This window comes from Vibrio sp. V03_P4A6T147, assembly GCF_002241085.1.
Classification (GTDB): Bacteria; Pseudomonadota; Gammaproteobacteria; order Enterobacterales; family Vibrionaceae; genus Vibrio; species Vibrio anguillarum.
This window is the reverse complement of record NZ_NDIO01000100.1, coordinates 1-24027: the sequence shown is the minus strand read 5'-3', so window position 1 is coordinate 24027 and position 24027 is coordinate 1. Positions and strand designations below refer to the sequence as shown.

Here is a 24027-nt window from a genome sequence, read left to right as displayed (position 1 = left end):
TGACCATTACCGCTACAGGTATAACTGTTGCCAGATTTTTGCCACGAGGTATTACAAGGAGGATATTGATTATTGGATAAATTATATTGTTGGGCACAAACCCCACCGCTCATGAGCAGTAAGCTAATCAGCCATTTATAGTGAATCACTTTTCACCCCCACTTCAATAACTCGCTGCAACATCCAATCGCCAGACTGACAGCGCCCGGTTGACGTGAGTTGATGAACAGTACGGCCATCATCCATTGTACCCACCAAATTACATTTAACCTGTGCGCTACATTGCGCTAATCCTTCACCTTCAAACGTGAGTGATTGTACAGAATTAGTATGGCAACTCCCGCTAGGTGGCGTTTGATAAAAACGACTCAGTTCAACGTTGATCGCCGATCGCGCCGCCATTTCGGCCCTTGTCCCTAACACCATCGAAACCAATTGCTGGCTATTGCGCTGTTGATTACGGTTAGCGACCGATGCAACAAAGCCGACCACCACAATGATAAAGATGACCAAGACTAAGCCGCTGCCTTGCTGTTTACGGCGTGTTGTAGATAAGCGCATCATGGTCAAACTTTACCTCCTCGCCGCGGTCGGAAAATGTCAGTTCAATTTTCACTAAGCCGTTGCGTTGTAGCTCTGGCTGTGTGACGTGAAAATTAGCTTGGCTAATGTTTTCAGCCATCAATACTGGAGTGCCAAGCTGCTCAGGGCTGAGCGCACTGCGATTAAGCGTGTAATCCGCGTAACGATAAATACGACTGTTCTGATAACAAAAAGCCACTGGCGTGCGATAAAAATAGACTCGCTTAGCTGGCGATTGAATTACAAAACCAGTCGGTTGTGTCAAGGCTACATCGACCATGCTTGTGTTGTTGGGTGATGTAAAATCCACATCTGCGTTTACTTGCGCTATTTGTCCGCTTGCACTTGGCGTTTGGCGTAGCGAAGCGGCGTTGGTTGGAAACACGACCAGACGATCGCCATTGAGTACCTTTTTGTCGATCGGTAACAACCGTACCGCAGCCGAAGGCGATTGCACGGTTGGCAGCTCGCTGTAGATCGCGCTGTCAGTGATCGGTAAAAACTCAATGCAACCATTTTCTACCATCACGCTGTTTGGTACCGCTTCACGCAGTTCTCGGCTCAGCCGCTCAATAACAAAGCGCCCTTGTTGGATCAAAGCTTCGCGGGCGGTGGTATCAACATAAATACCCATACTTTGGCGGATCACAGAGCCTAAAAATAGCCCGACTACCGACAACAGAATAATCGCAATCACCATTTCAATCAGGGTAAAACCACGCATCAGAAATTGCCCTTAATCGCCGCAAACGGGTAGCGGTTGCCCTTCGGGTCAATGATCACCACAGATACCCGTTTATAGTGAGTCAGTTGGTTAGCGTTCACTCCGCTTAGTTGCCCGCCACTGTCCTGTTCATAAAATATTTGAATCTCAACGTTATAACGTTGGTAATCAGCACTGATATCAATGCCTAATACATCTTTAACCGATCCCGTTAGGCCATGGAAATCATCCACATCGTTGTACAAAGTATTATTGGTTTCACTAGATTCGGGACCAAGTTGCGCAATGGACGTACACATTGTTCGTCCTGATGCTGTCACTAATACACACTCAGGCACTCCACCATTAGGGCCGGAGTTTTGGTCAAAGGCTCGGCCCATTACTTCATCCATAACCGCGCGGCCTAACTCGGCGGCTTTTACTGCTAGCACCTGTTCAGCGCTTTGTTGCGAGCGAGGATAAAGCGCGGCCGTGATGCCTGTCATGGCTATTGCCGTTACCGTGATAACGATGATCATCTCAATGAGAGTAAACCCGCGCGGCGCGTTAACACGCATAAATGTACCCCTCGCTATTGATGCACACTTGGCGAGATTCACCCGATTGCAGATTATTTAAGGTAACGGTGCAGTTTGCCGTTAAGCACTGCGCGGCGCGACCTAAACTATCAAAATCTAAAAAATGGCTACCATCATTATTGGTTAACGTCAGGGTGATATCGTTCGCCGCAGCATCGACAAAACTGCTGTCTGCAAGCGTACTTGGTAGTGAAGTGGTGCAAGCACCAGCAGAAACGGAAGGAGATACTTGCTGCGCTTGATTATTGCTGACCAACCAGCGATTACAGAGGTCGGTGCGCTGCATGGCGCGGTTTTGGGTCAAACGCAGTGAGGCCAACACTTCGCTTTGTGTGGTCACGCTTGAAAAGCCAGACGTTCCAGAATAACGACTGGCGGCATAAGCAGATAGAATACCGAGCAAGAGAATAATGACGATCAGCTCGATTAAGGTAAAGCCCAATGTTCGACCAATGGATTGGCGCATCGCTGCCTCACGGAGTTGGAATCTTACGGAAAACGAAATTCCATTATAAATAACACTAATAAAGACAAGTGACTTAAACGGTCACCTGTCTTATCTACTCATAAACCGCATATTCTCTATTACTTAGCAACCAGAGAATACTTGGGTACTCGGAGCCGCTGATGAAGTCGCTTCTGTGTAAATTACATTACAGGCAGCGCTAGTTTCACCCCAGTTAGTGTTACCTTTGAATGAATAACGTATTGATGAAGTAGAGACAGCTGGCGACTGAGCCTCCCAGTCTGAATCAAGGCCAATAACGGCTCTACCAATCCCTTCAGGAGTTGCTGCTGGATAGCCATAAACAATCGCTATATTGCCATCTGTTAAGTTAGTACTAGCTGAAGTTTCTAAGCCAGCCAAAGCCGCCTTACCATATACAATTCCGCTCGCACCATCAATAGCGCCTTTCAATCCTTGCAAGGACGCTTTACGAGCATCTCCCTGAAAATTCAAAAAACGTGGCGCAGCGGTGACGGCGAGAATGCCAAGAATGACAATCACAACCACAAGTTCGATTAGGGTGAAACCGTTTTGTCTTTTCATAGTTACTTTCTCTCTATGTTTTAATCAATGCGCAGACTTACTGCAAAGTGACGGTCACACGACCAGTTTTTATCTCATACACAAACTGGTGCGCGGTTCCGCCCTCTTTTTGCACATAAGTACAAGTGGCTTGACCGTCATCGGCTTGTGCTGAATATTTTACATTAGCGTTATTGGCTGCATTAGCGACTGTGTCAACTTTTGGTGGGTTTTGCAGCAAATTATCCATTAAATCAATACATGACTGATCCGTAATCGCCGCTGGATAACTGGTATTATCGGTATTGAGCGCCAACGGATAACCGTCCCTAAAACCTGTTGCGGCCCCGCTGCTATCTGTAGAGCGAGTCAGCCAGAAATTGACACCATCATAGTTGACGGTGTTTTGTTTTTCCGAGCCCAAAGTCACAGAGGTTCTTGCCTGAGCTTCCCACTGAGCACGCGCCGATAGAACACCAGTAGCAAAACCACCGGCAACCCCTTCGATGCTGGCTTTTTTCGCTTCATCGGTGACATCTAAAAAGCGGGGTAGCGCTGCAACGGCCAATAAGCCGACAACCACAATCACTACGACTAATTCAACTAAGGAAAAGCCCGTTTGTTTGTTATCCATGCTCTACCTATCTCTTTGTTATTACCGTGTATTATACGCACTTGTTCTCGCATCGCTACGGGGCGAGTGCCCATTTCACTGCTTACGTCGAAAACTCATGCTGAAAAATCGACGCTTACTGTAAACTTATCCCTTAAAAGTTCAATGGTTATCACCTGTTTTTGACTGTAAACATAGCGACATTGATACTGATTTGCTTGATGTGCCGATTCAATTGAAATCACTTTGCTTTCAAGCAGTTGTTCATCTGGGTATAGCAGGCTTAACCAATAACGACAATCTATACTTGATTCATTCTCAGCCAATGGTAATACCCAGCCCGTTGTACTCATATTGAGTAATCGACCATTCGCGATTAAAGTTGAGGGCCGCCCCTTTAATAACCAATCTTGCTTATAAAAATTAGCACTTTCTACGATTTTACTGCTCGCCATCGCTAATGCGGTTTGATTGGCTTCTTTTTCTATCGACTTCCATGCTGATAGCAAAGCCATCAAAAGAACAAAGACAATCAACCCCCAAATTACGAACTGAGAACGCTCTATCGCCGTTTTCATCTGACAACCTTTATCCTTTGATCGCGTCGAGCATTCCCCACATTGGCAAAAAGATGCCAAGTGCCAGCACCAGCACCATAGCGGCGACAATCACCAATAAAATCGGCTCTATGCGCGCGGTGAGGGTTTTGAGATCGTAATCCACCTCTCTATCGTAGAAGTCCGCGACTTCAAGTAGCAACTCATCAATGCGCCCTGTCTCTTCACCCACCGAAATCATCTGAATAACTAATGGCGTAAAAATATTGGCGTTTACCGCGGTGGTGGATACGCTTGTTCCCGCTTCAATGGCAGCTTTCATTTCTAACAGGCGAGATTCTAGAAATTTGTTATCCAACGCTTCGGCAGATAATGCTATCGATTGGTTTAACGGCACCCCCGCTTTCAACATCAAGGCAAAAGTTCGAGAAAAACGCGCCAATTGCGCTCGGTTCACTATGCCGCCGACAATTGGCATTCTTAAGCGAAACTTATCCCACTTTTGACGCCCTGCGGCTGTGCTCAACCAAGCTCTGAAAGCAAATAAACACCCAAGCAATACGCCTATCATCATCGGCCAGTAGTTGACAAAGAAATCTGACATACCAATTAAAATGCGAGTTGGCAGCGGTAAATCAACCCCGAAACGGCTAAACATGCTAGTAAATTGTGGGATCACTTTAACGTTGAGAATGAACATCGCGACCAAAATAAAGCTGATGACAAAACTCGGATAACGCATCGCCGTTTTAATCCGTTTACGAGTTTCGACTTCTTGCTCGTAGTAATGAGACAATTGCAACAAGGCTTCATCAAGCCGCCCTGTGTTCTCACCGACGTGGATCATCGACACAAACAACGGGCTAAAGACTTTCGGGTACATCTGCATTGAGCTCGATAAACTGCGCCCGTTAGTTAGCTCATTACTAACCGCTTCCAATGCTTCTTTAAGCTGTTTATTGGCACAATTTTGGATAAGTCCTTTCATCGAGCGCAGCAGCGGCACACCCGCCTTGGTCAAGCTGTAAAGCTGACGACAGAAGATCACCAACACCTCAAGTGGCACACTTGGGGTAAACAGCGATTTCCAATCAATCGAAAAATCAGCCCCTTGGTCTGACGAAATTAAGGTCGGAATGACGCCTTTGTTAAATAGCGCTTCCGCCGCGAGCTCTTCTGTCGGCGCGTCAACATGCCCCGAGGTTTTGCTACCATCTAAATTTCGACCCTGATAACGATACGTTGGCATGAGTAACCTTAACTATAGATAGATGGCTTGAATGATGCCGGATGAATCACCTTCACCTAAGCTCATCACTTCATCTAAACTGACAACCCCTTGTAGCGCCAACTCCATCGCCGAAGCTAGCAGCGGTTTGTATTGCTTCGACTGACGAGCGGCTTGCGCAAAACTAACTGCATCGTTGGCGCGCAGCGCATCCATCATCTCGTGTTCAAGTTCTAGCATTTCAAAAACCCCAATTCGCCCACGGTACCCCGTCAAATTGCAGTTCTGGCACCCACGCCCACGTGTAAAAGCCGCTTCAACTTGATTTGGGAAACGCACCGTCAGCCACTGTTTGCGCGCTTCATCAACCTCATCCACCGCTTTACAATCGGGGCACACTTTACGCACTAAACGTTGGGCAACCACAGCCCGCACGGCGCTGGCCACTAAATAACCCGGCGCGCCCATGTCCATCATGCGCAAGGCGCTATCAACAGCATCATTGGTGTGTAAGGTGCTCAACACTAAGTGGCCGGTTAAGGCCGCGCGCAAACCAATTTCAACCGTTTCTTGATCGCGCATCTCCCCGACTAGAATAATGTCCGGGTCTTGACGCAAAAAGGTTCTCAGCACCGTTGAGAAATCAAGGTCAATTTTAGGGTTGATTTGCACTTGGCTGATACGTGGCAATCGGTATTCAACCGGATCCTCGGCAGTAATGATTTTTTTGCCAGGAACATTAAGCTCTGATAACGCGCCGTATAGCGTCGTCGTTTTCCCTGAGCCGGTTGGGCCGGTCACTAAGATCATGCCGTGTGGACGTTTAAGTTGATGACGTAAACGCTGTAAAATATCGTCAGGAATACCTGACTCTTCCAGTTTACGAACTCCGGATGATTGGTTGAGTAAACGCATCACCACCGACTCACCGTATTGTACTGGCATGGTCGACATACGAATATCGACCGATTGGCCTTTGGCTCGGATATTAAAACGGCCATCTTGTGGGAGGCGTTTTTCTGAGATATCAAGATTGGCCATCAATTTTAAACGCAGCACTAAAGCCGAAGCGATGTTGGTTTCATTGAGTAGGGTTTCGTGTAATACCCCATCAATCCGCTGGCGTAAACGCAATACGTTAGCATCAGGTTCGATATGAATATCAGACGCCCCGACCTGAATCGCATCTTCAAATAGAGAGTTGATGAGCTTAACAACGGTCACTTCATCGCTATCATCATCACCGATATCGAAATCAAAGGCGGTATTGCCTTGGTGTTCCAGTTGTAGCTGCTCGGCAAAGGACGCAATTTCTTTGGTGCGGCGATAGTAACGATCAAACCCTTCAACCAATTGTTTTTCTGGAGCAATAACAAATTCAAAACTGTATTGGGGTAATTGAGTAAGCAGAGATTCTTGAGCAAACAGATCCGCCGGATCACTCATTGCGATGCGCAGCGTGTCGCCATTTTTGCCAATGATTAAGGCGCGTAAACGGCGTGCATGTACCTCCGGGAGGATCTGCACTGCATCAATATCGACATTGGCTCGGCTGAGATCGATCAGTGGCAGCGAAAGTTGCTGCGATAAGAAGCTAAGCATCTGCTGCTCTGACAAAAAGCCGAGTTCGATCAGCGTGTCACCCAGTTTACGTCCACTGCGCTTTTGCGCAGCGAGCGCTTGTTCCACTTGATTTTCAGTGATGATCCCTTCTTCAACCAGCAGATCACCTAAGCGTTTTCGTAGCTTAATTTGCACTCGCACTCTCCTCTAAACTGCTTAGTACGACTAGGCGATCACGAATAAACAGTTGCGACTGACTCGAGAGGCCAACTTTCGCAAGCGCTTGTTGGTAGGTATATTTGGCCGCCTGAAAATCCATCGTACGCTCTTGTGCTATCGCAAGCCCTAACCACCAGCGTGCGTTCTCAGCATCAAGCTTGACTAAGCGTTGATAGCTTTCTAATGCGAGTGAATCTTGCTTGGCTTTTTGTGCCAAGGCTGCCCTTAGCGAGAGATAATCGATCGAAGCATTGTCAGGTAAATGAACTAGAGGGGTTAACGCCGCTTCACTCTGCTTCTCTTTAATCAGCAATTTGGCTAACGCGATCCGCAAACTTTCTCCGTTATGATTGAGTTTTATACCGCTTTGTAAAATTTCAAAAGCTTTGCGCGCATCACCTTTGCCGTAATAGAGCGCGGATAATTTTTGACGGGCGAGTTCATTTTCTGGGGTAAAGCGTAGCACTTCACTGTACGCATCCAGTGCCTCTTTGAGATCATTACTGTCCACGGCTTTATCAGCGCGGCTCATTGCTTTTACCGCCAGTTGCTCTGGCGTCAAATCCACTTGTTCAATCAAAACACTTGAGATTTCTTGGCCACTTTCAGCACCGAGCGCGACCGCAAGGTTAGAATACAACGGCTGTTGATTGGCTAAGGCCGAATCCTGTTTAACCGTCACTGTGGGCGTTGCTGAATTTGACGTTTTTTTGTCTACTGCAACAACGGCAGTTTGGTAAACGGGACGATGAACTGAGACAATTTTAGTGGTCGGAGAAACAAGCGCAGGCGAAGAGCTTCGCTCATCAACCTCTAACAACAGGCTCTCAGGTTCATTCACTATCGCTTGATTGGCCAGTGTTTGACTGACTACTGTTTGGCTGACCACTGTTTGATTGGCTACTGTTTGGCTGACCATAGTTTGGTCAACCGCAGCTTGGTTAACCGTAGCTTGGTCAACCATAGCTTGCTGCTGTGACACCGCCCATCCACCGACCGCTAAGCTGGCTGCAAACCCGGCTACCATCCACAACCAAGCGCGGCTGCGTTTTACTTTCGCAACTTGCGCTGGTTGCAAGTTCACCACCGATTGGCGTTGCGCTTGTGCCAGTTTTGATAGTGCATCGTTCATCGCACTCATGATTGACTCCATCCCCACATAAAAGGGCGTTTAAACTTAGGCTTACAGGTATCAAACGTATCGTGAATCGCTGTAAATAGGTGCTGATTGCGAATCGTGCTGTCGTTTTGCGTAAAAGCCAGCAACAGAGCTTTGTGACACACTTGGTTAATCAAACGAGGGGTACCATAACTGGCTCGCCACAACGCTTTTTTCTGTTCAAGATTAAACAGTTGCGCATCACCTCCGGCTTTGCTCAAGCGGCTCTCGATATAAGCGACTGTTTCATCTAAAGAGAGCGGCCGCAGATAAGCGCTAAAAGTAATTCGTTGGCGAAATTGGCGCAGATGGTGCTGCGCTAAACGCTCATCAAGCTCTGGTTGGCCGATCAACACCAGTTGCAACAACTTTGTGTATTCTGTTTCTAAATTGCCAAATAAACGCAGCACTTCTAATGCATCGTCTGGTAACGCTTGTGCTTCATCAACAATGGCGACTACTCGTTTCCCCTGCTGCTTTAGCACAATCAATTGTTGCTGAATACGATCAACAATATCCGCATCATCTTGCTTACTAAGGCCTAGCTCGCTGGCGACAGCTTGGCGAAGTTCTCGACCATTAAGCGCTGGGTTGGGTAAGTAAATCAGTGCAATATGATCATGTAAATGATTGATCAACATACGACACACCATGGTTTTTCCGGTTCCGACTTCTCCGGTTATCTTGATCACTCCTTCGCCTAAATCAATGGCGGCACTCACTGTCTGAATCGCCTCGTAATGTGGTGCTAAGCCTAAAAACAGTGATGTATTAGGCGTGAGATGAAAAGGCAGTTGCTCAAAACCAAAGTGCTCAAGATACATGATGTTTATTCTTCGTCTGGGAACCACTCCTGTAGTAGTTCACGCGAGCGTTCGAGCTCTTTTTGCCACGTATTAACACCCACAACCGTTGGTTTCAGCAAAATCACCAATTCGGTTTTTTCAGTCAGCTCAGAGGTGTTACGAAACAGATACCCTAAACCGGGTAAATCCCCCAAAAAAGGGACTTTAGATACTTGATTGGAGGTGTTGGATTTCATTAATCCACCAATCACCACCACGTCACCATCTTGCGCGCGGATCACCGAGTCTGATTCGCGGATCGTACTACGCGCTAATGGTAAAATGATCTTAGTATTCCCGTAATCAATCTGTTTGTTCTGCTCTGCCACTTCAATCACAGCAGGGTGAACGTGCAAGAGCACATTACCTTGATCATCAATTTGTGGCGTCACATCAAGAGAGATACCCGAGAAAAATGGCGTGAGTTGAACATCTGGTGCGACATTGGAGTTCTCGCCATTTCCGACTACACCTGTCACATCGGTGACATAATATTCATCAGTGCCGACTTTGATCACCGCTTTTTGGTTGTTAGCCGCGGTAACTCTAGGGCTGGACAGGACATTCAAATCCCCTTGAGTTCCCATGAAGTTAAGCACTGCTTTAAAGCTGCCATCTGAAATGGTGACATTGGTTTGGCCTTGCAGCAGAGTGCCAATCGCATCCATCCCCGGCAGTAACGAAGCCGCACTACCGACCTTATTAATCACAACATCACCATTGCCAAAGGACATATTTGACCAATTGATCCCTTGCTGGTAACCATCGCTCAAGGTGACTTCTAAAATTTTCGCTTCAAGGATCACTTGTCGCTGTAGACGTTGCTGAGAAATGCCTAGAAACTCTCGCACTTCACGTATTTCATCTGGGTAGGCTCGAACAGTGATTACGCTCGCTTGTGGCGTGACAACAACGCCTTGACCTTTGCCCGAGCCAATCAGCTGTGCAACGGCTTTTTCAAGTTGCGGCCAGAAATCGCTTTCACTGGTGGTTTCAATTTCCGTTCCACCTTTCGAATTACTAGATGAGTTACTCGAATTGGAATTAGAACTGGAATTTGAGCTAGAACTACTCGAAGAACTAGAACCGGTATCCGTATTAGTGATCGTCCCGGTGGTGATGGAAGTTAAAGAACGGCCCGTACGTTTAAGTTGTAGATAATCGACCGGGATAGTCACAGTACGCAGGCCTGACGGATAAACCTGAATCACTTTACCCTTTTTGATAATTTCATAGCCATACATGTCACGAACGACGGCCAATACATTATCCAAAGTCACGTCGGTTAGATTTACCGTTACACTTCCAGTAACTTCAGGGTGGATGGCGGCACTAAACTCAGTTCCTTTCACTAAACTGGCAAAAAATACCCTTGCATCCACATTATCAGCTTGGATACGAAAGCGTTTAACCGTTTCTTGACTGCGCGCTGTGATTCCCTCAATGTCAGGCATCAAGTCAGCTTCTACGGAGGCCGGTAGAACGGCTAGATTTCGGCTGTTGGCTTCATTAATCGCCTGATTCAAAGACTGTTTCATCTCAACTGGATCGCGATGCCCCATAGAACAGCCCATTAAGGATACGATGACTACGCCTAATACGATTTTACGCATACGATTTCTATACCTTACTGCTTGATGTCCAGAGAAAAGAGGCCTAAATACCACGACTTTCCTCTGCGAGAAAGGGTCACTTGCTGTGGTTCAATGGCTTCTACTGTGTAGCCAAATAGCGACTCTCCGATGCCAACCACTTGATCGTTAAGCACTGCCACACAAGGTATGGTTTGTTGGCATACAATACTTTGCAACCTAGGTAGCGGGTAGCTCTCTATCTTATTGACAGGTGATGCGCTCTCAATCGCCCAACCTAATGGCGCGGTAGGATCTTGCGCTGCCCAACTACTGCATACAACACACATCAACAGCAGTGAAAAAACAGATCTAACCACCAATAAACTCCTGTCTAATGCCTAATGTGTACACTTCCATAATGACTCTGGCTTGGGGGTAATTTTCTACCTTGTATTGGAAATGACGCCAATAATACTTCATCGGTAAACTTTCTAAATTGGTCAAATAATTCAATATCGCGAAGTAATTACCGGTGAACTCCAATCTCACAGGATGAACATAATAGCCTGAATATTCAGATGATTGGTTGTTATTTGCAATCGGCTCTGCTGCTAATGACTCCATGGAGACCAAAGTCAACTCTGGGCTGGTTGCCAAAACACTTTCAAGCAATTGCGCCATCTTCGCGGGTGTAATCAGTGAATCAACCAATGCTGCCAGCTCAAGCGAGAGAGTTTGGCTCTGCGCCATTAACTGTTTGAATTCTAGATTGATCTCTTGATTCGGATCTTTATTAAGCTTAGCAGTCAATAACAGAATTTCACCTTGCATTCGCTGGTTCATCTGCTCAACAGACTGAAGCTGTAACCGATTAGCCGCCACCGATTTCATCGCAGGTTCGAGTAACAAGCTAAACAAGAGCAGTGTAATCACCACTAAGCCACACAGGGCGATCAACATTTTTTCACGCGAACTGATGGCTAAGAATTTGTTGCTGATGCTCTGCCAATTCATTGGCTATCCTCCGCTTTAGTTTTAAGCTCAAAGATGAGAATGCCTTGCTCATTGCGCGCAATTTTTAACTTTTCAAAACTACGTCCCACTAGGTTCAGTTCGCTTTTAAACTGACTTAACCAGTTTGGAATATCTTTCGCCTCTCTGGCTAAGCCTTGCAAATCGAGCTGCTCATGTTGAATGGTAATGGTCGTTAATGAAATATCATCACGGCTGAGTGTGGCTAGCGAACGCATGACTCCTGAGTAACCGACCTGTTGTGATTGATCAAACTCATTAATCGAATCCAATGTGGCTTGTTTGCCCTTAATTTGCTGCTTCAAACGCTCAATCGCCGCCATTTTTTCAACCGATGGCTTATGCTTGTCAACTTTCTGTTTGGTCGTTTCTAATTCAGCAGCAAGGACTTTATTTTGCGCTTGTTTGGCTTGTAGCTGCTGTTTCAATTGACTATTTTGCCATTGATAACTGGCATAGGCCAATAGCATCACTAAAGCGACAATGCCCCAAATCGCGCAGACCATGGAGAGTGAAAAATACTCTTTCTTCGGCTTAAGATGCGCCGGGTATAAGTTGAGCATTGAATCGTCAATGCGAGTCACTTGCTCCACCAGCAGATGAGCCGAACTCGGTAACCGCTCATCAAGCAGGGAAACTTTGACATTTAGGCGTTCATTTAATGCATCGACCAACTCTTGCTGCGCTTCTTCATCACACAGCACTTTTAGCTGATGTAATGAGGCACCTTTAAGCTGCGAGGAAAGGTAATCAATCGAACGTTGCAGTTCTAACGCTAAACCATCGAGCTGTAAAACCGAGCTGGCAACACCAGTAATGGGAGAGACAACACCTCTCATCGTTCGTTGAAAACAGCATTTTCGATCCACAAATGCGTCAAACTTAAAACTGCTGTTTTTACTGCGCTGTAACAGCAAAAAATGCTCAAGATCACCGGCACTTCTCGCCCACACTTCATCTTCGGGAATGACTTTGCCTAACGCTAAACCCATCGCACTCAGTTGCGACGCCACTTCCAATACCGTGCGTTTTGAGACCACGTAGGCTTGAATTTTATTATCTGCGAGTAACGGAAAAGCATCAGCGATGATGTCAGTGACTTTCTCTGTCACCAGATCTTTCAATAAAAATGGCAGGGCGACTGACCACTCTTCTTTGGGTAACTGCGGTTTTTCTATTTGATAAGTTTGATAAAAATGAGCGTGGAGGACAAGGTTAATTACCGTACCCTTGATGTTGAGCGGTTTGAGTGCGTGAAAGAGTACATGTTGCCACGTTGCACCATCAAGCGGGATCTCTGTCGGCAAAGTCGCATCATCCAAAGCCGAGAAATAGAGAGCATCAGGTCTTACGACAACGAACAATTGCCGCAACGTCGCTTTAGATGGTTTTAATTTATCAATCAGTGACTGAAGATTCATATAGGTTCGCTTTTATTTTTTACGCCAACGATTTCTTCGCCCTAAGGTCACGCTAGGGCTAATTATTTTCTCAGGTAACAAAGGCTGTTCTTCTTCAAACAGTCGGCCTTGCCCACCATGAATGCCTAGGTTTTTTAGCGTTTGCCACTCTTGCTCTGTTTCGACACCGACCGCAATAACTTGAGTCTGAGTACCGCCACAAGCACCGATCATGCTACGAACAAACAGCTGATTTTCATGCCGTTGGTCTATTTTCTTCATCAAACTGCGGTGTAACTTAAGGAAATCAATCTTAAGATCTTTTATGTAGTGAGTGCTGACAATGGTTCTGCCCGCCTGCCCTACGATTACCTTAGCACCGAGGCCGGAGATCATCTTAATAACGGGGCGCATATAATCGAGATGTTGCACTAATCGGCCTTCAGGAAACTCAAAGGAGAGCTGCGATCGGCTACTCGAGGTAAGTTGCAACAATTCATGCCGGAACCACTTAAAATACTGCTTATCGGCGAATGGAATCACATGCAAGTTCACTGACACATTGACCTTAACTTCAGAGCTTTTAAGCAAACGAACGACTTTAAGCAATACGGCTCGATCCATTACCATTTCATAACCAACCGTTTCTAAGGCTGAATGGAAGCGAGAGGCTTTTATAACACCTTGTTCTGGATCATCAATACGCGCAAACAACTCATCGTGCAGCCATACTAAATCATTCGTCTTTTCAAGCAAATAGCAAGGTTGACGGAATAAAATTATTTTCTCAGGCGTCAGCACCTGATCAAACAAAGTTCGCCAACGCACACTGCCGCGTTCCTCTTGGAAAAAAGTACTCTTTTTAAAGCGGCTCCACGTATTCACTCGCTGTAACTGAGCACTTTTTAAGGCCGTTTCTGCCTCATCCAACACTCGACCACGCCGCTCGCCTTCGCTGTACATACTGATACCTATATGGCACCAGTTTTCTTTATCGAGCGGCTCAGGAGGCGATATGCGCGCTAAAAGCTTCAAACATTGTGTAGCAATAGAAGCGACCTCTTTTACCCCTTGGTGCGGCACAAAAATGGCAAAATCGGTATCGTAATAGCGAGATAAAATAACATCCGGGTAACGCTGTATGACGTTGGAGATGTTCTCCCCGACTTCCACAACGAGATCATCCGCTGCTTTTTTATCATTTTCTTCGCACAGAGAATCCCAATCATCGATACGCACTAACAAAACGCCACCACGCGCGCCATTCTCTAACAAGGCTGATTCCAATTTGCTATCAAAAAGGACACGGTTGGCCGTACCCGTCAACTTATCTAAGAAGGTTTGGGTCCGGATAAAAGTATCAAAGCGGCTACGCTCTTGACGAGCATCTTGCAGCTCATCAATCAGGACATCAAGCGCCTCACTCGCCGTATAAGGCCACTCGCGGTGATCACCTTTGGCGTACTGCTCCACTCGACCGGCGAGAATCATTCGCCCTCGCTCCTCCAACAATTCAGATCCAAGCAATTGCTCTTTAAGCCACTTTACCCCACGAATCAAACAAAACACGATGAGACCAACTGCCAACGTAATAGACCACATGGCACCCAATGAGTAGCTATAACTGAGATAGGGCGGAACGGCTTTAAAGCTGATGCTGTAGCCTGGATTACGTTCAAGGATAATATCAATATGGTACAAACGGGCAGGGTCGACTTTGGACGAGGTATCTTTAAAACGGTAAATAACGCCAGCTGGTGAAGAGAGCTGCATTTCAACAATGCTACTGGCTTGCAACATTTTGGGCATCCAACGTTGCAATGAATAAGCGGCATCAGGATCTTCTATTTCTTTATCGACTACCTCCACAATTCCTGCTAGGTAGTGATTGAGATATTCTTGTCCAAGCCGTTGAAAAGACAAAGTTCCACCAATAAACAAAATGAACATTGCACTGGTTACGATGAGCGTAACAAAAGCTACTAACCGAGTACTCAGTTTCAGTGTTGGTGTATACCGCATGAATGCTGAATTCCTTTTCAACGTAAACTTTGTCGATCACTAAGCTGTGCTGACAAATAAGAAAATGCTAATAGTGATAACTATATAAAAAAGCCGCGGTTTTCGCGGCTTTTTTCGACATTCGAACGTTTAGAATGGGATGTCGTCATCAAAATCCATTGGTGGTTCATTATACTGAGGTTGAGCCTGTTGAGGAGCTGACTGCTGCTGTTGCTGTGGTTGCTTTTGCATCGCTGGCTGCTGAGGTTGCCCCCATCCGCCACCTTGTTGCTGTTGTTGTGGCATTCCACCTTGTGCTGGAGCACCACCTTGAGCACGGCCACCCAACATTTGCATCACACCATTGAAACCTTGTACGACAACTTCGGTGGTGTAACGATCTTGTCCGCTTTGATCTTGCCACTTACGAGTTTGTAGCTGACCTTCAATGTACACTTGTGAACCTTTACGTAAGTATTCACCAGCAACTTCGGCTAATTTGCCAAACAGCGCAACACGGTGCCATTCGGTTTTTTCGCGTTGCTCGCCAGTTGCTTTATCACGCCATGAATCTGACGTTGCAATGGTGATATTTGCCACAGCAGCGCCACCAGGCATATAACGAATTTCTGGGTCGTTACCTAGGTTACCCACTAAAATAACTTTATTTACTCCACGGCTTGCCATGTTTTGCTCCGTCTTCCATCATGAGTGTTCTTTAAATAGCTGACTAGGATACCACGCTTTATGCGAGGCACAAATCTTCACAGAAATAGTTGTCAAAATTCATCTCACAATCTTGCTCAATTTCCTATTTTTTAGAACCGCCACCTCTAATTTAAGGATGACAAAACACTCAGTTACCTTACTATATGAAACTAAGCGCAATTTTATTTATCTCGTTGGCTTTATAACCTAATTTCCGTCATTTTCTAGACAGTTGTCTAACATTCTCGTCAACAGGAAGTGACCATGAGAAAAGCAAACTATACCCGCACCATTTACTTTCTTTGCTTAGATAAAGAACAAGAACACCCTTATATTGACCATTTAACCGATCGGCTTGGACTGCCCATTCCGAAAATTGAGCCTGAAATCCTGCGCCAAACGTATTGTCCAGATAAACACAAAATATTGATGATTGACCATGCCGATTATGCGCTACTGCAGCAACGCTTGGGAAACTGCCCATTAAGCAGTCAGCATCATGAAACGATCCTTATCAATGTGTTGCAAAGATTAACCACGAATGACTTATTAACCTTTGGGCATTTAAAGGGGCTGTTTTATAAAAATGACACCCTAGATAAAATTGCATTTGGGCTTGGTGAAATCATTAACGGACAAAATTGGCTACCCAGACACGCTGTAAGCCAGTTACTGCACTACTATCGCTACGCGTTTGAATCCCATACTGCTCAAGTGATTACAGACTTAACCGCCCGCGAAATACAGATCCTCCGCTGCTTACAAACTGGCGCATCGAATAACCAAATGTCGGAAGATTTATTCATCAGTGAATTCACGGTCAAATCACATCTCTACCAAATATTCAAAAAGCTATCGGTCAAAAATAGGGTCCAAGCGATTGCGTGGGCCAATCAAAATATTCTGTCTTAATTATGTGCTTTCACGCAGAATTTAACTGAGTTCACCGCTTTAGTGGTGATAGCGTTTCATAAAGCATGATAAGGTTGCGCCATCAATTAACAATTCAAATAAAAATAAGGTTATAGCATGATCAAAAAATGCCTATTCCCAGCCGCTGGCTACGGTACACGTTTTCTTCCAGCGACCAAATCAATGCCTAAAGAGATGATGCCAGTCGTCAATAAACCCTTGATCGAATATGGTGTTGAAGAGGCGATTCAAGCTGGAATGACCGGGATGTGTATTGTGACTGGGCGTGGAAAACACTCGATCATGGATCACTTCGATAAAAACTATGAGCTAGAGCATCAAATTAGTGGCACCAACAAAGAAGAGCTACTGGTTGATATTCGTGAAATCATTGATACCGCCAACTTCACCTACATTCGTCAACGTGAAATGAAAGGTTTAGGCCATGCGATTTTAACGGGTCGAGAGTTAGTCGGCGATGAACCTTTTGCGGTGGTGCTGGCCGATGACTTATGTGTCAATCAAGAAAAAGGGGTTTTGGCACAAATGGTCGCTCTGTATAAACAGTTCCGCTGCTCAATTGTTGCCGTTCAAGAAGTGCCTGAAAATGAAACACATAAATACGGTGTTATTTCCGGTGAAATGATCAAAGACGATCTGTTCCGAGTGGATGACATGGTTGAAAAACCAGAACCAGGCACCGCACCAAGCAATTTAGCCATCATTGGTCGCTACATTTTAACCCCAGATATTTTTGATCTGATTGAGCAAACCGAGCCGGGCAAAGGTGGCGAAATTCAAATTACCGACGCGCTACTCAAACAAGCGCAATCAGGCTGTGTATTGGCGTATAAATTCAAAGGCCAACGCTTTGACTGTGGTAGCGTAGAAGGCTATATCGAAGCCACTAACTACTGCTTTGAAAACATGTACAAAAAGAACGAACAAAAAGTCGCGTTGGATAAACATTCGACTCATAAAGCTTAAGTAACCGAATGCGTTAGTCACCTAATGCGTTAGTAACCTAGCGCCTCCCCAATAAAAACCACGGCAAGTCCCGTGGTTTTTATTTACTGTTTTTTTATCCAGTACCTATTTGCACAAAACTCACACTATGCAATACTTGCTTAACTTGTGTTACATAGAGCCTAGATGATGGACAAAATTGAAGTTAGGGGCGCTCGAACCCACAACCTGAAAAATATCAACCTGACCATTCCACGCGATAAATTAACGGTGATTACAGGGCTATCAGGCTCGGGGAAGTCGTCTCTCGCCTTTGATACACTCTACGCAGAGGGCCAACGCCGCTATGTTGAATCGCTGTCTGCCTATGCACGCCAATTTTTATCTTTGATGGAAAAACCGGATGTTGACCATATTGAAGGTCTTTCACCGGCTATCTCTATTGAACAAAAATCAACCTCGCATAACCCTCGTTCTACGGTTGGCACCATTACCGAAGTTTATGACTACTTGCGTCTGCTTTATGCGCGAGTCGGTGAGCCGCGCTGCCCTGAGCACAAAGTTCCACTTCGCGCTCAAACCATCAGCCAAATGGTTGATAAGGTATTGGAGTTAGCTGAAGGTTCAAAGCTGATGCTGCTAGCTCCGATTGTGAAAGAGCGCAAAGGTGAACACGTTAAAACACTGGAAAACTTGGCCGCGCAAGGTTTTATCCGTGCCCGAATTGATGGTGAAACGTGCGATCTGACTGATCCACCAACCCTTGAACTGCACAAAAAGCACACCATTGAAGTGGTGGTTGATCGCTTTAAAGTTCGTCCTGACCTACAGCAGCGCCTAGCCGAATCCTTTGAGACAGCGCTCGAGTTGTCAGGCGGTATTGCTGTGGTTACTGATATGGATGGTGAAGGCGAACAGATTGTATTCTCAGCCAATTTTGCTTGTCCACACTGTGGCTACAGTATGCAGGAGTTAGAGCCTCGGCTGTTCTCATTTAATAACCCAGCGGGCGCATGCCACACCTGTGATGGTTTAGGCGTACAACAATATTTTGACCCTGAACGCGTTATCCAAGATAGCCAACTCAGCCTCGCGCAAGGAGCGATTCGTGGCTGGGATCAGAAAAATTACTACTACTTCCAGATGCTCACGTCACTCGCTGCGCATTATGATTTTGATTTACACACCCCATTTAACAAACTGCCTAAAAAGGTTCAGGAAATCATCTTGAAAGGCTCGGGGAAAACTGAGATTGAGTTTAACTACATTAATGATCGTGGTGATATTCGGGTTAAACGCCATCCGTTTGAAGGCATTCTCAATACACTTGAACGGCGTTATCGCGATACAGAATCTAACTCTGTCCGTGAAGATTTGGTGAAATACATCTCGACCAAACCTTGTACCAGTTGTAATGGCACCCGTTTACGCATCGAAGCTCGCAACGTATTTATCAATGACACCGCACTCCCGGAAGTGGTGGAACTGAGCATTGCCGATGCCTTGCAATTTTTCCAATCTCTTGATTTAGAAGGCCAACGAGCACAAATTGCTGAAAAAGTAATGAAAGAGATCAATGACCGTTTGCATTTCCTCGTCAACGTTGGGTTGAATTATCTCAACCTTTCTCGGAGTGCTGAAACCCTGTCAGGAGGCGAAGCACAACGGATTCGCTTAGCGAGCCAAATTGGCGCTGGACTCGTTGGGGTAATGTACGTCTTAGATGAGCCATCGATTGGGCTCCACCAGCGTGATAACGAACGGCTATTAAAAACGCTCACGCATTTGCGCGATCTAGGCAACACGGTATTGGTTGTAGAGCATGACGAAGACGCAATTCGTATGGCCGATCATGTAATTGATATTGGCCCTGGCGCTGGTGTGCATGGTGGGCAAGTCGTCGCAGAAGGGAATGTGAATGACATTATTTCCAACCCTAATTCGCTCACGGGACAGTACCTGAGCGGCGCGAAAAAAATTGCGATTCCTACCGTGCGTACCCCGAGAGATCCCAAGAAAACGGTGGAGCTTATCGGCGCGTCGGGTAACAACCTCAAGACGGTTGATTTATCAATTCCTGTTGGTTTATTTAGCTGCGTAACCGGAGTTTCAGGCTCCGGTAAATCAACCTTAATTAATGATACCTTTTTTAAAATTGCTCATACGGCCTTAAATGGAGCCACCACAGCAACGCCTGCTCCATATCAAAAAAATCAAAGGGTTAGAGCATTTTGATAAGGTCATCGACATTGACCAAAGCCCGATAGGCCGAACTCCCCGCTCAAACCCGGCCACCTATACAGGCATTTTCACGCCGATCCGCGAGCTATTCTCGGGCACTCAAGAGTCTCGCTCTCGAGGCTATAAACCGGGTCGTTTTAGCTTTAACGTTCGCGGTGGACGCTGCGAAGCATGCCAAGGTGATGGTGTGATTAAGGTTGAAATGCACTTTTTACCCGATGTTTACGTGCCATGCGATGTGTGTAAGGGCAAACGCTATAATCGTGAAACATTGGAAGTCCGCTACAAAGGCAAAGCGATTGATGAAGTGTTGGAGATGACCGTCGAAGATGCTTACGCTTTTTTTGAACCCGTACCGATGATCGCTCGCAAACTCAAAACTTTGATTGACGTGGGTTTATCCTACATACGCCTCGGACAAGCGGCGACGACATTGTCAGGGGGCGAAGCTCAACGCGTCAAACTGGCTCGTGAACTATCAAAGCGCGATACAGGAAAAACCTTGTACATTTTGGATGAGCCAACGACAGGCTTACACTTCCATGATATCCAACAGCTCTTGACCGTACTGCATCGCCTACGCGACCACGGCAATACCGTGGTGGTGATTGAACACAACTTAGATGTGATTAAAACAGCAGACTGGGTGATCGACTTAGGGCCAGAAGGTGGACAAGGCGGCGGCGAAATTATTGCTCAAGGAACGCCCGAAGATGTGGCGCAGATCGAAGGTTCACACACAGCACGCTTTCTTAAGCCTATGTTGAAATAGAAAAAAACGGTAAAGTAAAGAAACCAGCAAGTGGTTGCTGGTTTCTTTTAATTGGAACGCGAGACCTATGGCAACATTGCATCTAAGCGGTACACAACTTGAAGCACAAACACCCGCCATCCCCTTAAACAAACCCTTTTTGCTTTCGATTGGCATTCTCTATTTACTGGCAATGCATTTTTTTATGCCCAACCCTGGTGGCTCAGGTCTAGCTTTATCTTTTAATCCAACCACTTGGCTTGCCCTTAGTTTTACGCTCTCATTAGGTCTGTATCAACTCGCATCTAACCGTAGGTTACGCTATTCCAAACTGACCATCGGTCTTTTCATCAGTTGTACCATCATGACGATTCCGCTGTTTTATACGAATGCTCAAATTGAGTCGTCGTTGAGTCGAATGTTAGGACTATGGACTGGGCTGCTTTTTTTTGTATTGCTGCAACAATTTCGTTTTAGTAACAAACATAAGCAGCGATTACTCTGGTTTATCGTACTCGCGGTATTGATTGAAACTCTATTTGGTCTGTACCAATACTTTTTGCTTTCACCCGATAATATTTTTGGCTACAACACCCTCATCAACCGCCCTTACGGCATTTTTCAGCAACCGAATGTGATGGCGAGCTTTCTCGCGACAGGGCTGGTTATGTCCGGCTATTTACTGGCTCGTCAACCGAAAAAGTACAATCAGCATGTTAGCGAAGTGAGCCTACTTTATGTCACTCCACTGCTCACTGCACCGTTGCTGGTGATATTAGCCTCGCGCACTGGCTGGATTGGCGTGGTACTCGGCACGCTTTTTGTTCTGCCTTACCTATTTAAATTTTCGACGCCTAAACGATTTTGGGGATGGAGCGCTGCGACGCTATTGGGTATTGCTTTAGGGTTTGTCGCTGTCTATTCCCAAGGCACGGGCGATTTTCTAGAGAATAAGGCTGATTTAGAGAGCCCTCGCCGTTATACCTTTTCTCAAACCATCGATATGGTCATAGAAAAACCCTTCACGGGTTATGGCTATGGCAAGTTTGAATCTGAATATTTGCTTTATACCGCAAGGCAACACCAATTAAACCCTAGCTACCAACCGGGGTTGGCGTCGATGGATCATCCTCATAATGAATTACTATTCTGGGCGGTGGAAGGCGGTTTGTTACCTGTGCTAGGGATCACACTGGCCATGCTTTTCGTGCTCATGCGGATGTATTCGGCCAAGAAAGGGACCAGGCTTGCGATGTTCGCCCTTTTCATCCCTATCGTGTTGCACAACCAACTCGAATACCCATTTTACCATTCTGCCATTCATTGGATAACCTTCATTATTCTGCTTTTTTGGGTTGATCAACGCGTGGCTAAATACCGTTCGGCCCCTTTTGGCCTTATCAGTAAATCCCTGTTTCGAGTATTGAGTTTAGTAGTGCCGATTTTGACTGGCTTTTATATGCTCAGCGCACTGCACAGTAATTACGTGCTTACCCAATTTGAGAAATCTCAACCCAAGAACCCGGATATCCTACAAAAGGTGACGAACCCTGTGGTTTGGAAAGATCGTTTTGATTGGGATGTCTACAGCACTTACCTCAACATTGGTCTGTATAATCAAGATCCTAAATTGATTACGCCATACATCGACTGGTCATTGGCCATCATAAAACATAAACCGCGTCCTGCTTTTTACAATAATCTGATCTTGGCTTACCAAGGTATTGGTGACGAAAGCCGCGCCGAGCAAATTCGCTCCGAAGCCGCATTTTTGTTCCCCAATATGGATTTCAGTGAGGTGCAGTATAGTCCGCCAGCCAGTTCGGCTGATCGTTCGTCTGCCAATTAAATTGAGTATATGAGCCTTATTCATAAAAAAAGCTTTCCCAAAAATAGAGAAAGCTTTTAACCGTTGAGCTTATTTCACACTCCAACCAGTAGATCTCACTGCCAGATGAATGGCTTACGTCACTGGTGGAAAATCCAACACCATGGTAGCAACGCTGAAATAGATGATCACCCCGATAGAATCCGCAATGGTCGTGATCAACGGAGCACTGGCTGACGCAGGATCGAGCTTAAACTTATTCAGAATGAACGGAAGGAGCATTCCAACAATACAACCAATAATCACCACAATTTGCATCGTTACCGCAACGACAAAAGCGATATCACTGCCGCCTCGCCAAAAACCCAATAAAGAAACAGCAATGGCCATTGTTGCCCCTAATAACGCCGCAATCCCTAACTCTCGCACCAACATGGATAGCCAATCTTTCATCACCACTTCACCAGTGGCTAAGGCTCGAACCATCAACGTAGCTGACTGGGATCCTGCATTACCGCCGCTATCAATCAATAGTGGTAAGAAGAAGACCAAGGCGACATAGGTTTGAATCGTCTCCTCAAAGTACGCAATACCAGCACCAGAAAAAAGATTACCAAAGACTAACAACACCAGCCAAAACACACGTTTCTTGTACATTAGCCATACGCTGGCTTCTTTAAGGTTACCGGTAAAACCAACCGCAGCGACTTTATGAAAATCCATATCCGCTTGCTGCTCGGCCACGTCCATCGCATCGTCATAAGTCACTATACCGACCAAACGAAATTGCTCATCAAAAACAGGCACCGCAAGTAAATCGTATTTACTGATGGCTTGCGCTGCACACTCTTGATCTTCATCGGCTCGCACAAACACTGTCTCTTTGGTCATGATGTCAGAGACAAGCGAGGTCGGTTGCGCCAGCACTAAATCCTTAAGCGAAAGTGTACCAAGTAAGCGATTCTGTTTATCAATCACATACGCTTGATAGATGGTTTCCCTCTCGTTGGCCATTTCACGTAAACGCGCAATCGCCTGCTGCACATCATCATCGGCGTTTAACGTCGCATAATCTGTCGTCATGATAGAGCCGACCGAGCCTTGAGGGTAGGCTGCAAGTTGTTGTACATCTTGCCGCTCTTGTTGATCCAGTAGAGCAAGTAGCGGCGGTTGGCGCGTCTCATCCAAGTGAGCATATAAGTCAGCCCTTTCATCATGGGGCATAACTTGAAGCACTTTCGCAAGCGCTTCGAGCGGCATTCTCTCCACCACTTTTTCTCTGATAGGCTCAGAAAAATACCCCAATAGCGCCGCTTGACGAGCGATTGGCATCAATTGCACCAGCTCAAAGACATCCTCTTCGCTCAGGGTCTGATTAGCCAGCTGCTCAGCGAAGACTTGAGCAATATCAGCGATGGGATACTGTTCCATTAATTGATTTAAGTTTAATGGGTCACGATTAAAATTAATCGCAGCGAGTTCTAACGCTATTTTTTGTAATTTCATTATCATATCT

The 24027-nt window shown here is 45.9% G+C and carries 21 protein-coding genes and 1 pseudogene; 4 read left to right on the top strand and 18 right to left on the bottom strand.

Going from position 1 to position 24027, the window contains the following annotated elements; all coding sequences use genetic code 11:
- Positions 1–135: 135 nt before the first annotated feature.
- The 17 genes from B9J84_RS03885 to B9J84_RS03805 form a co-directional block, all read right to left on the bottom strand.
- The gene (locus tag B9J84_RS03885; RefSeq protein WP_179217513.1) at positions 136–561 is read right to left on the bottom strand and encodes an MSHA biogenesis protein MshP; all 426 of its coding nucleotides are present in this window, start codon (positions 559–561) and stop codon (positions 136–138) included.
- On the bottom strand, positions 536–1306 hold the full coding sequence (locus B9J84_RS03880) for a PilW family protein (protein ID WP_094123569.1): 771 nt from the start codon (positions 1304–1306) through the stop codon (positions 536–538). Before B9J84_RS03880 ends, B9J84_RS03885 begins: the two co-directional genes overlap by 26 nt.
- Positions 1306–1863 (bottom strand): prepilin-type N-terminal cleavage/methylation domain-containing protein, encoded by a 558-nt coding sequence (locus B9J84_RS03875; protein ID WP_170901011.1) that lies wholly within the window; start codon positions 1861–1863, stop codon positions 1306–1308. The genes B9J84_RS03880 and B9J84_RS03875 overlap by 1 nt, the downstream gene beginning before the upstream one ends.
- Positions 1853–2350 (bottom strand): prepilin-type N-terminal cleavage/methylation domain-containing protein, encoded by a 498-nt coding sequence (locus tag B9J84_RS03870; protein ID WP_094123567.1) that lies wholly within the window; start codon positions 2348–2350, stop codon positions 1853–1855. The genes B9J84_RS03875 and B9J84_RS03870 overlap by 11 nt, the downstream gene beginning before the upstream one ends.
- 123 nt (positions 2351–2473) lie before the next feature.
- The gene (locus B9J84_RS03865; RefSeq protein ID WP_094123566.1) at positions 2474–2935 is read right to left on the bottom strand and encodes a type II secretion system protein; all 462 of its coding nucleotides are present in this window, start codon (positions 2933–2935) and stop codon (positions 2474–2476) included.
- 37 nt (positions 2936–2972) lie between these two features.
- On the bottom strand, positions 2973–3548 hold the full coding sequence (locus B9J84_RS03860; protein ID WP_013857881.1) for a prepilin-type N-terminal cleavage/methylation domain-containing protein: 576 nt from the start codon (positions 3546–3548) through the stop codon (positions 2973–2975).
- A gap of 95 nt (positions 3549–3643) precedes the next feature.
- Positions 3644–4105, bottom strand: a complete 462-nt coding sequence (locus B9J84_RS03855) for an MSHA biogenesis protein MshF (RefSeq protein WP_094123565.1) — start codon at positions 4103–4105, stop codon at positions 3644–3646.
- Positions 4106–4115: 10 nt separating this feature from the next.
- A complete protein-coding gene (locus B9J84_RS03850; protein ID WP_013857883.1) occupies positions 4116–5333 on the bottom strand; it encodes a type II secretion system F family protein in 1218 nt (405 codons plus the stop codon).
- A gap of 12 nt (positions 5334–5345) precedes the next feature.
- Positions 5346–7070, bottom strand: a complete 1725-nt coding sequence (locus tag B9J84_RS03845) for a GspE/PulE family protein (RefSeq protein WP_064624286.1) — start codon at positions 7068–7070, stop codon at positions 5346–5348.
- Positions 7060–8235 (bottom strand): lipopolysaccharide assembly protein LapB, encoded by a 1176-nt coding sequence (locus B9J84_RS03840; protein WP_094123564.1) that lies wholly within the window; start codon positions 8233–8235, stop codon positions 7060–7062. Before B9J84_RS03840 ends, B9J84_RS03845 begins: the two co-directional genes overlap by 11 nt.
- On the bottom strand, positions 8232–9077 hold the full coding sequence (locus B9J84_RS03835) for an ExeA family protein (RefSeq protein WP_026029164.1): 846 nt from the start codon (positions 9075–9077) through the stop codon (positions 8232–8234). The genes B9J84_RS03840 and B9J84_RS03835 overlap by 4 nt, the downstream gene beginning before the upstream one ends.
- A gap of 5 nt (positions 9078–9082) precedes the next feature.
- Positions 9083–10711 carry a pilus (MSHA type) biogenesis protein MshL gene (gene mshL, locus B9J84_RS03830; RefSeq protein ID WP_094123563.1) on the bottom strand — a complete coding sequence of 543 codons (1629 nt, stop codon included), beginning with the start codon at positions 10709–10711 and terminating at the stop codon, positions 9083–9085.
- Positions 10712–10725: 14 nt separating this feature from the next.
- On the bottom strand, positions 10726–11052 hold the full coding sequence (locus B9J84_RS03825; protein ID WP_094123562.1) for an MSHA biogenesis protein MshK: 327 nt from the start codon (positions 11050–11052) through the stop codon (positions 10726–10728).
- Positions 11042–11686 (bottom strand): type II secretion system protein GspM, encoded by a 645-nt coding sequence (gspM, locus tag B9J84_RS03820; protein WP_017047102.1) that lies wholly within the window; start codon positions 11684–11686, stop codon positions 11042–11044. The genes B9J84_RS03825 and gspM overlap by 11 nt, the downstream gene beginning before the upstream one ends.
- Entirely contained in the window at positions 11683–13125 is a 1443-nt protein-coding gene (locus tag B9J84_RS03815) for an MSHA biogenesis protein MshI (RefSeq protein ID WP_094123561.1), read from the bottom strand. The genes gspM and B9J84_RS03815 overlap by 4 nt, the downstream gene beginning before the upstream one ends.
- Positions 13126–13137: 12 nt before the next feature.
- On the bottom strand, positions 13138–15126 hold the full coding sequence (gene csrD, locus B9J84_RS03810) for an RNase E specificity factor CsrD (protein WP_088731573.1): 1989 nt from the start codon (positions 15124–15126) through the stop codon (positions 13138–13140).
- Between the two features lie 129 nt (positions 15127–15255).
- A complete protein-coding gene (locus B9J84_RS03805; protein WP_064624271.1) occupies positions 15256–15792 on the bottom strand; it encodes a single-stranded DNA-binding protein in 537 nt (178 codons plus the stop codon).
- 285 nt (positions 15793–16077) lie between these two features.
- On the opposite strand from B9J84_RS03805, the gene B9J84_RS03800 reads away from it, so the two are divergent.
- The 4 genes and pseudogenes from B9J84_RS03800 (at position 16078) to B9J84_RS03785 (ending at position 22532) form a co-directional block, all read left to right on the top strand.
- Complete coding sequence (locus B9J84_RS03800; RefSeq protein WP_026027842.1) at positions 16078–16725, top strand: LuxR C-terminal-related transcriptional regulator; 648 nt, start codon at positions 16078–16080, stop codon at positions 16723–16725.
- A gap of 117 nt (positions 16726–16842) precedes the next feature.
- Positions 16843–17712: a UTP--glucose-1-phosphate uridylyltransferase GalU gene (gene galU / locus B9J84_RS03795; protein ID WP_013857894.1), complete on the top strand. Its 870-nt coding sequence runs from the start codon at positions 16843–16845 to the stop codon at positions 17710–17712.
- A gap of 168 nt (positions 17713–17880) precedes the next feature.
- A pseudogene (gene uvrA / locus B9J84_RS03790) lies at positions 17881–20704 on the top strand (excinuclease ABC subunit UvrA).
- A gap of 34 nt (positions 20705–20738) precedes the next feature.
- Complete coding sequence (locus B9J84_RS03785; RefSeq protein ID WP_094123560.1) at positions 20739–22532, top strand: PglL family O-oligosaccharyltransferase; 1794 nt, start codon at positions 20739–20741, stop codon at positions 22530–22532.
- A gap of 114 nt (positions 22533–22646) precedes the next feature.
- Here B9J84_RS03785 and mgtE read toward each other — a convergent pair whose 3' ends face one another.
- Positions 22647–24023: a magnesium transporter gene (mgtE, locus tag B9J84_RS03780; protein ID WP_088731551.1), complete on the bottom strand. Its 1377-nt coding sequence runs from the start codon at positions 24021–24023 to the stop codon at positions 22647–22649.
- Between the last annotated feature and the right edge of the window lie 4 nt (positions 24024–24027).

What these genes read in the sequence shown, in the direction of transcription:
- B9J84_RS03885 (WP_179217513.1), bottom strand. Translation starts at nt 561, where the DNA reads ATGCGCTTATCTACAACACGCCGTAAACAGCAAGGCAGCGGCTTAGTC.
- B9J84_RS03880 (WP_094123569.1), bottom strand. Translation starts at nt 1,306, where the DNA reads ATGCGTGGTTTTACCCTGATTGAAATGGTGATTGCGATTATTCTGTTG.
- B9J84_RS03875 (WP_170901011.1), bottom strand. Translation starts at nt 1,863, where the DNA reads ATGCGTGTTAACGCGCCGCGCGGGTTTACTCTCATTGAGATGATCATC.
- B9J84_RS03870 (WP_094123567.1), bottom strand. Translation starts at nt 2,350, where the DNA reads ATGCGCCAATCCATTGGTCGAACATTGGGCTTTACCTTAATCGAGCTG.
- B9J84_RS03865 (WP_094123566.1), bottom strand. Translation starts at nt 2,935, where the DNA reads ATGAAAAGACAAAACGGTTTCACCCTAATCGAACTTGTGGTTGTGATT.
- B9J84_RS03860 (WP_013857881.1), bottom strand. Translation starts at nt 3,548, where the DNA reads ATGGATAACAAACAAACGGGCTTTTCCTTAGTTGAATTAGTCGTAGTG.
- B9J84_RS03855 (WP_094123565.1), bottom strand. Translation starts at nt 4,105, where the DNA reads ATGAAAACGGCGATAGAGCGTTCTCAGTTCGTAATTTGGGGGTTGATT.
- B9J84_RS03850 (WP_013857883.1), bottom strand. Translation starts at nt 5,333, where the DNA reads ATGCCAACGTATCGTTATCAGGGTCGAAATTTAGATGGTAGCAAAACC.
- B9J84_RS03840 (WP_094123564.1), bottom strand. Translation starts at nt 8,235, where the DNA reads ATGAGTGCGATGAACGATGCACTATCAAAACTGGCACAAGCGCAACGC.
- B9J84_RS03835 (WP_026029164.1), bottom strand. Translation starts at nt 9,077, where the DNA reads ATGTATCTTGAGCACTTTGGTTTTGAGCAACTGCCTTTTCATCTCACG.
- mshL (WP_094123563.1), bottom strand. Translation starts at nt 10,711, where the DNA reads ATGCGTAAAATCGTATTAGGCGTAGTCATCGTATCCTTAATGGGCTGT.
- gspM (WP_017047102.1), bottom strand. Translation starts at nt 11,686, where the DNA reads ATGAATTGGCAGAGCATCAGCAACAAATTCTTAGCCATCAGTTCGCGT.
- B9J84_RS03815 (WP_094123561.1), bottom strand. Translation starts at nt 13,125, where the DNA reads ATGAATCTTCAGTCACTGATTGATAAATTAAAACCATCTAAAGCGACG.
- csrD (WP_088731573.1), bottom strand. Translation starts at nt 15,126, where the DNA reads ATGCGGTATACACCAACACTGAAACTGAGTACTCGGTTAGTAGCTTTT.
- B9J84_RS03805 (WP_064624271.1), bottom strand. Translation starts at nt 15,792, where the DNA reads ATGGCAAGCCGTGGAGTAAATAAAGTTATTTTAGTGGGTAACCTAGGT.
- B9J84_RS03800 (WP_026027842.1), top strand. Translation starts at nt 16,078, where the DNA reads ATGAGAAAAGCAAACTATACCCGCACCATTTACTTTCTTTGCTTAGAT.
- galU (WP_013857894.1), top strand. Translation starts at nt 16,843, where the DNA reads ATGATCAAAAAATGCCTATTCCCAGCCGCTGGCTACGGTACACGTTTT.
- mgtE (WP_088731551.1), bottom strand. Translation starts at nt 24,023, where the DNA reads ATGATAATGAAATTACAAAAAATAGCGTTAGAACTCGCTGCGATTAAT.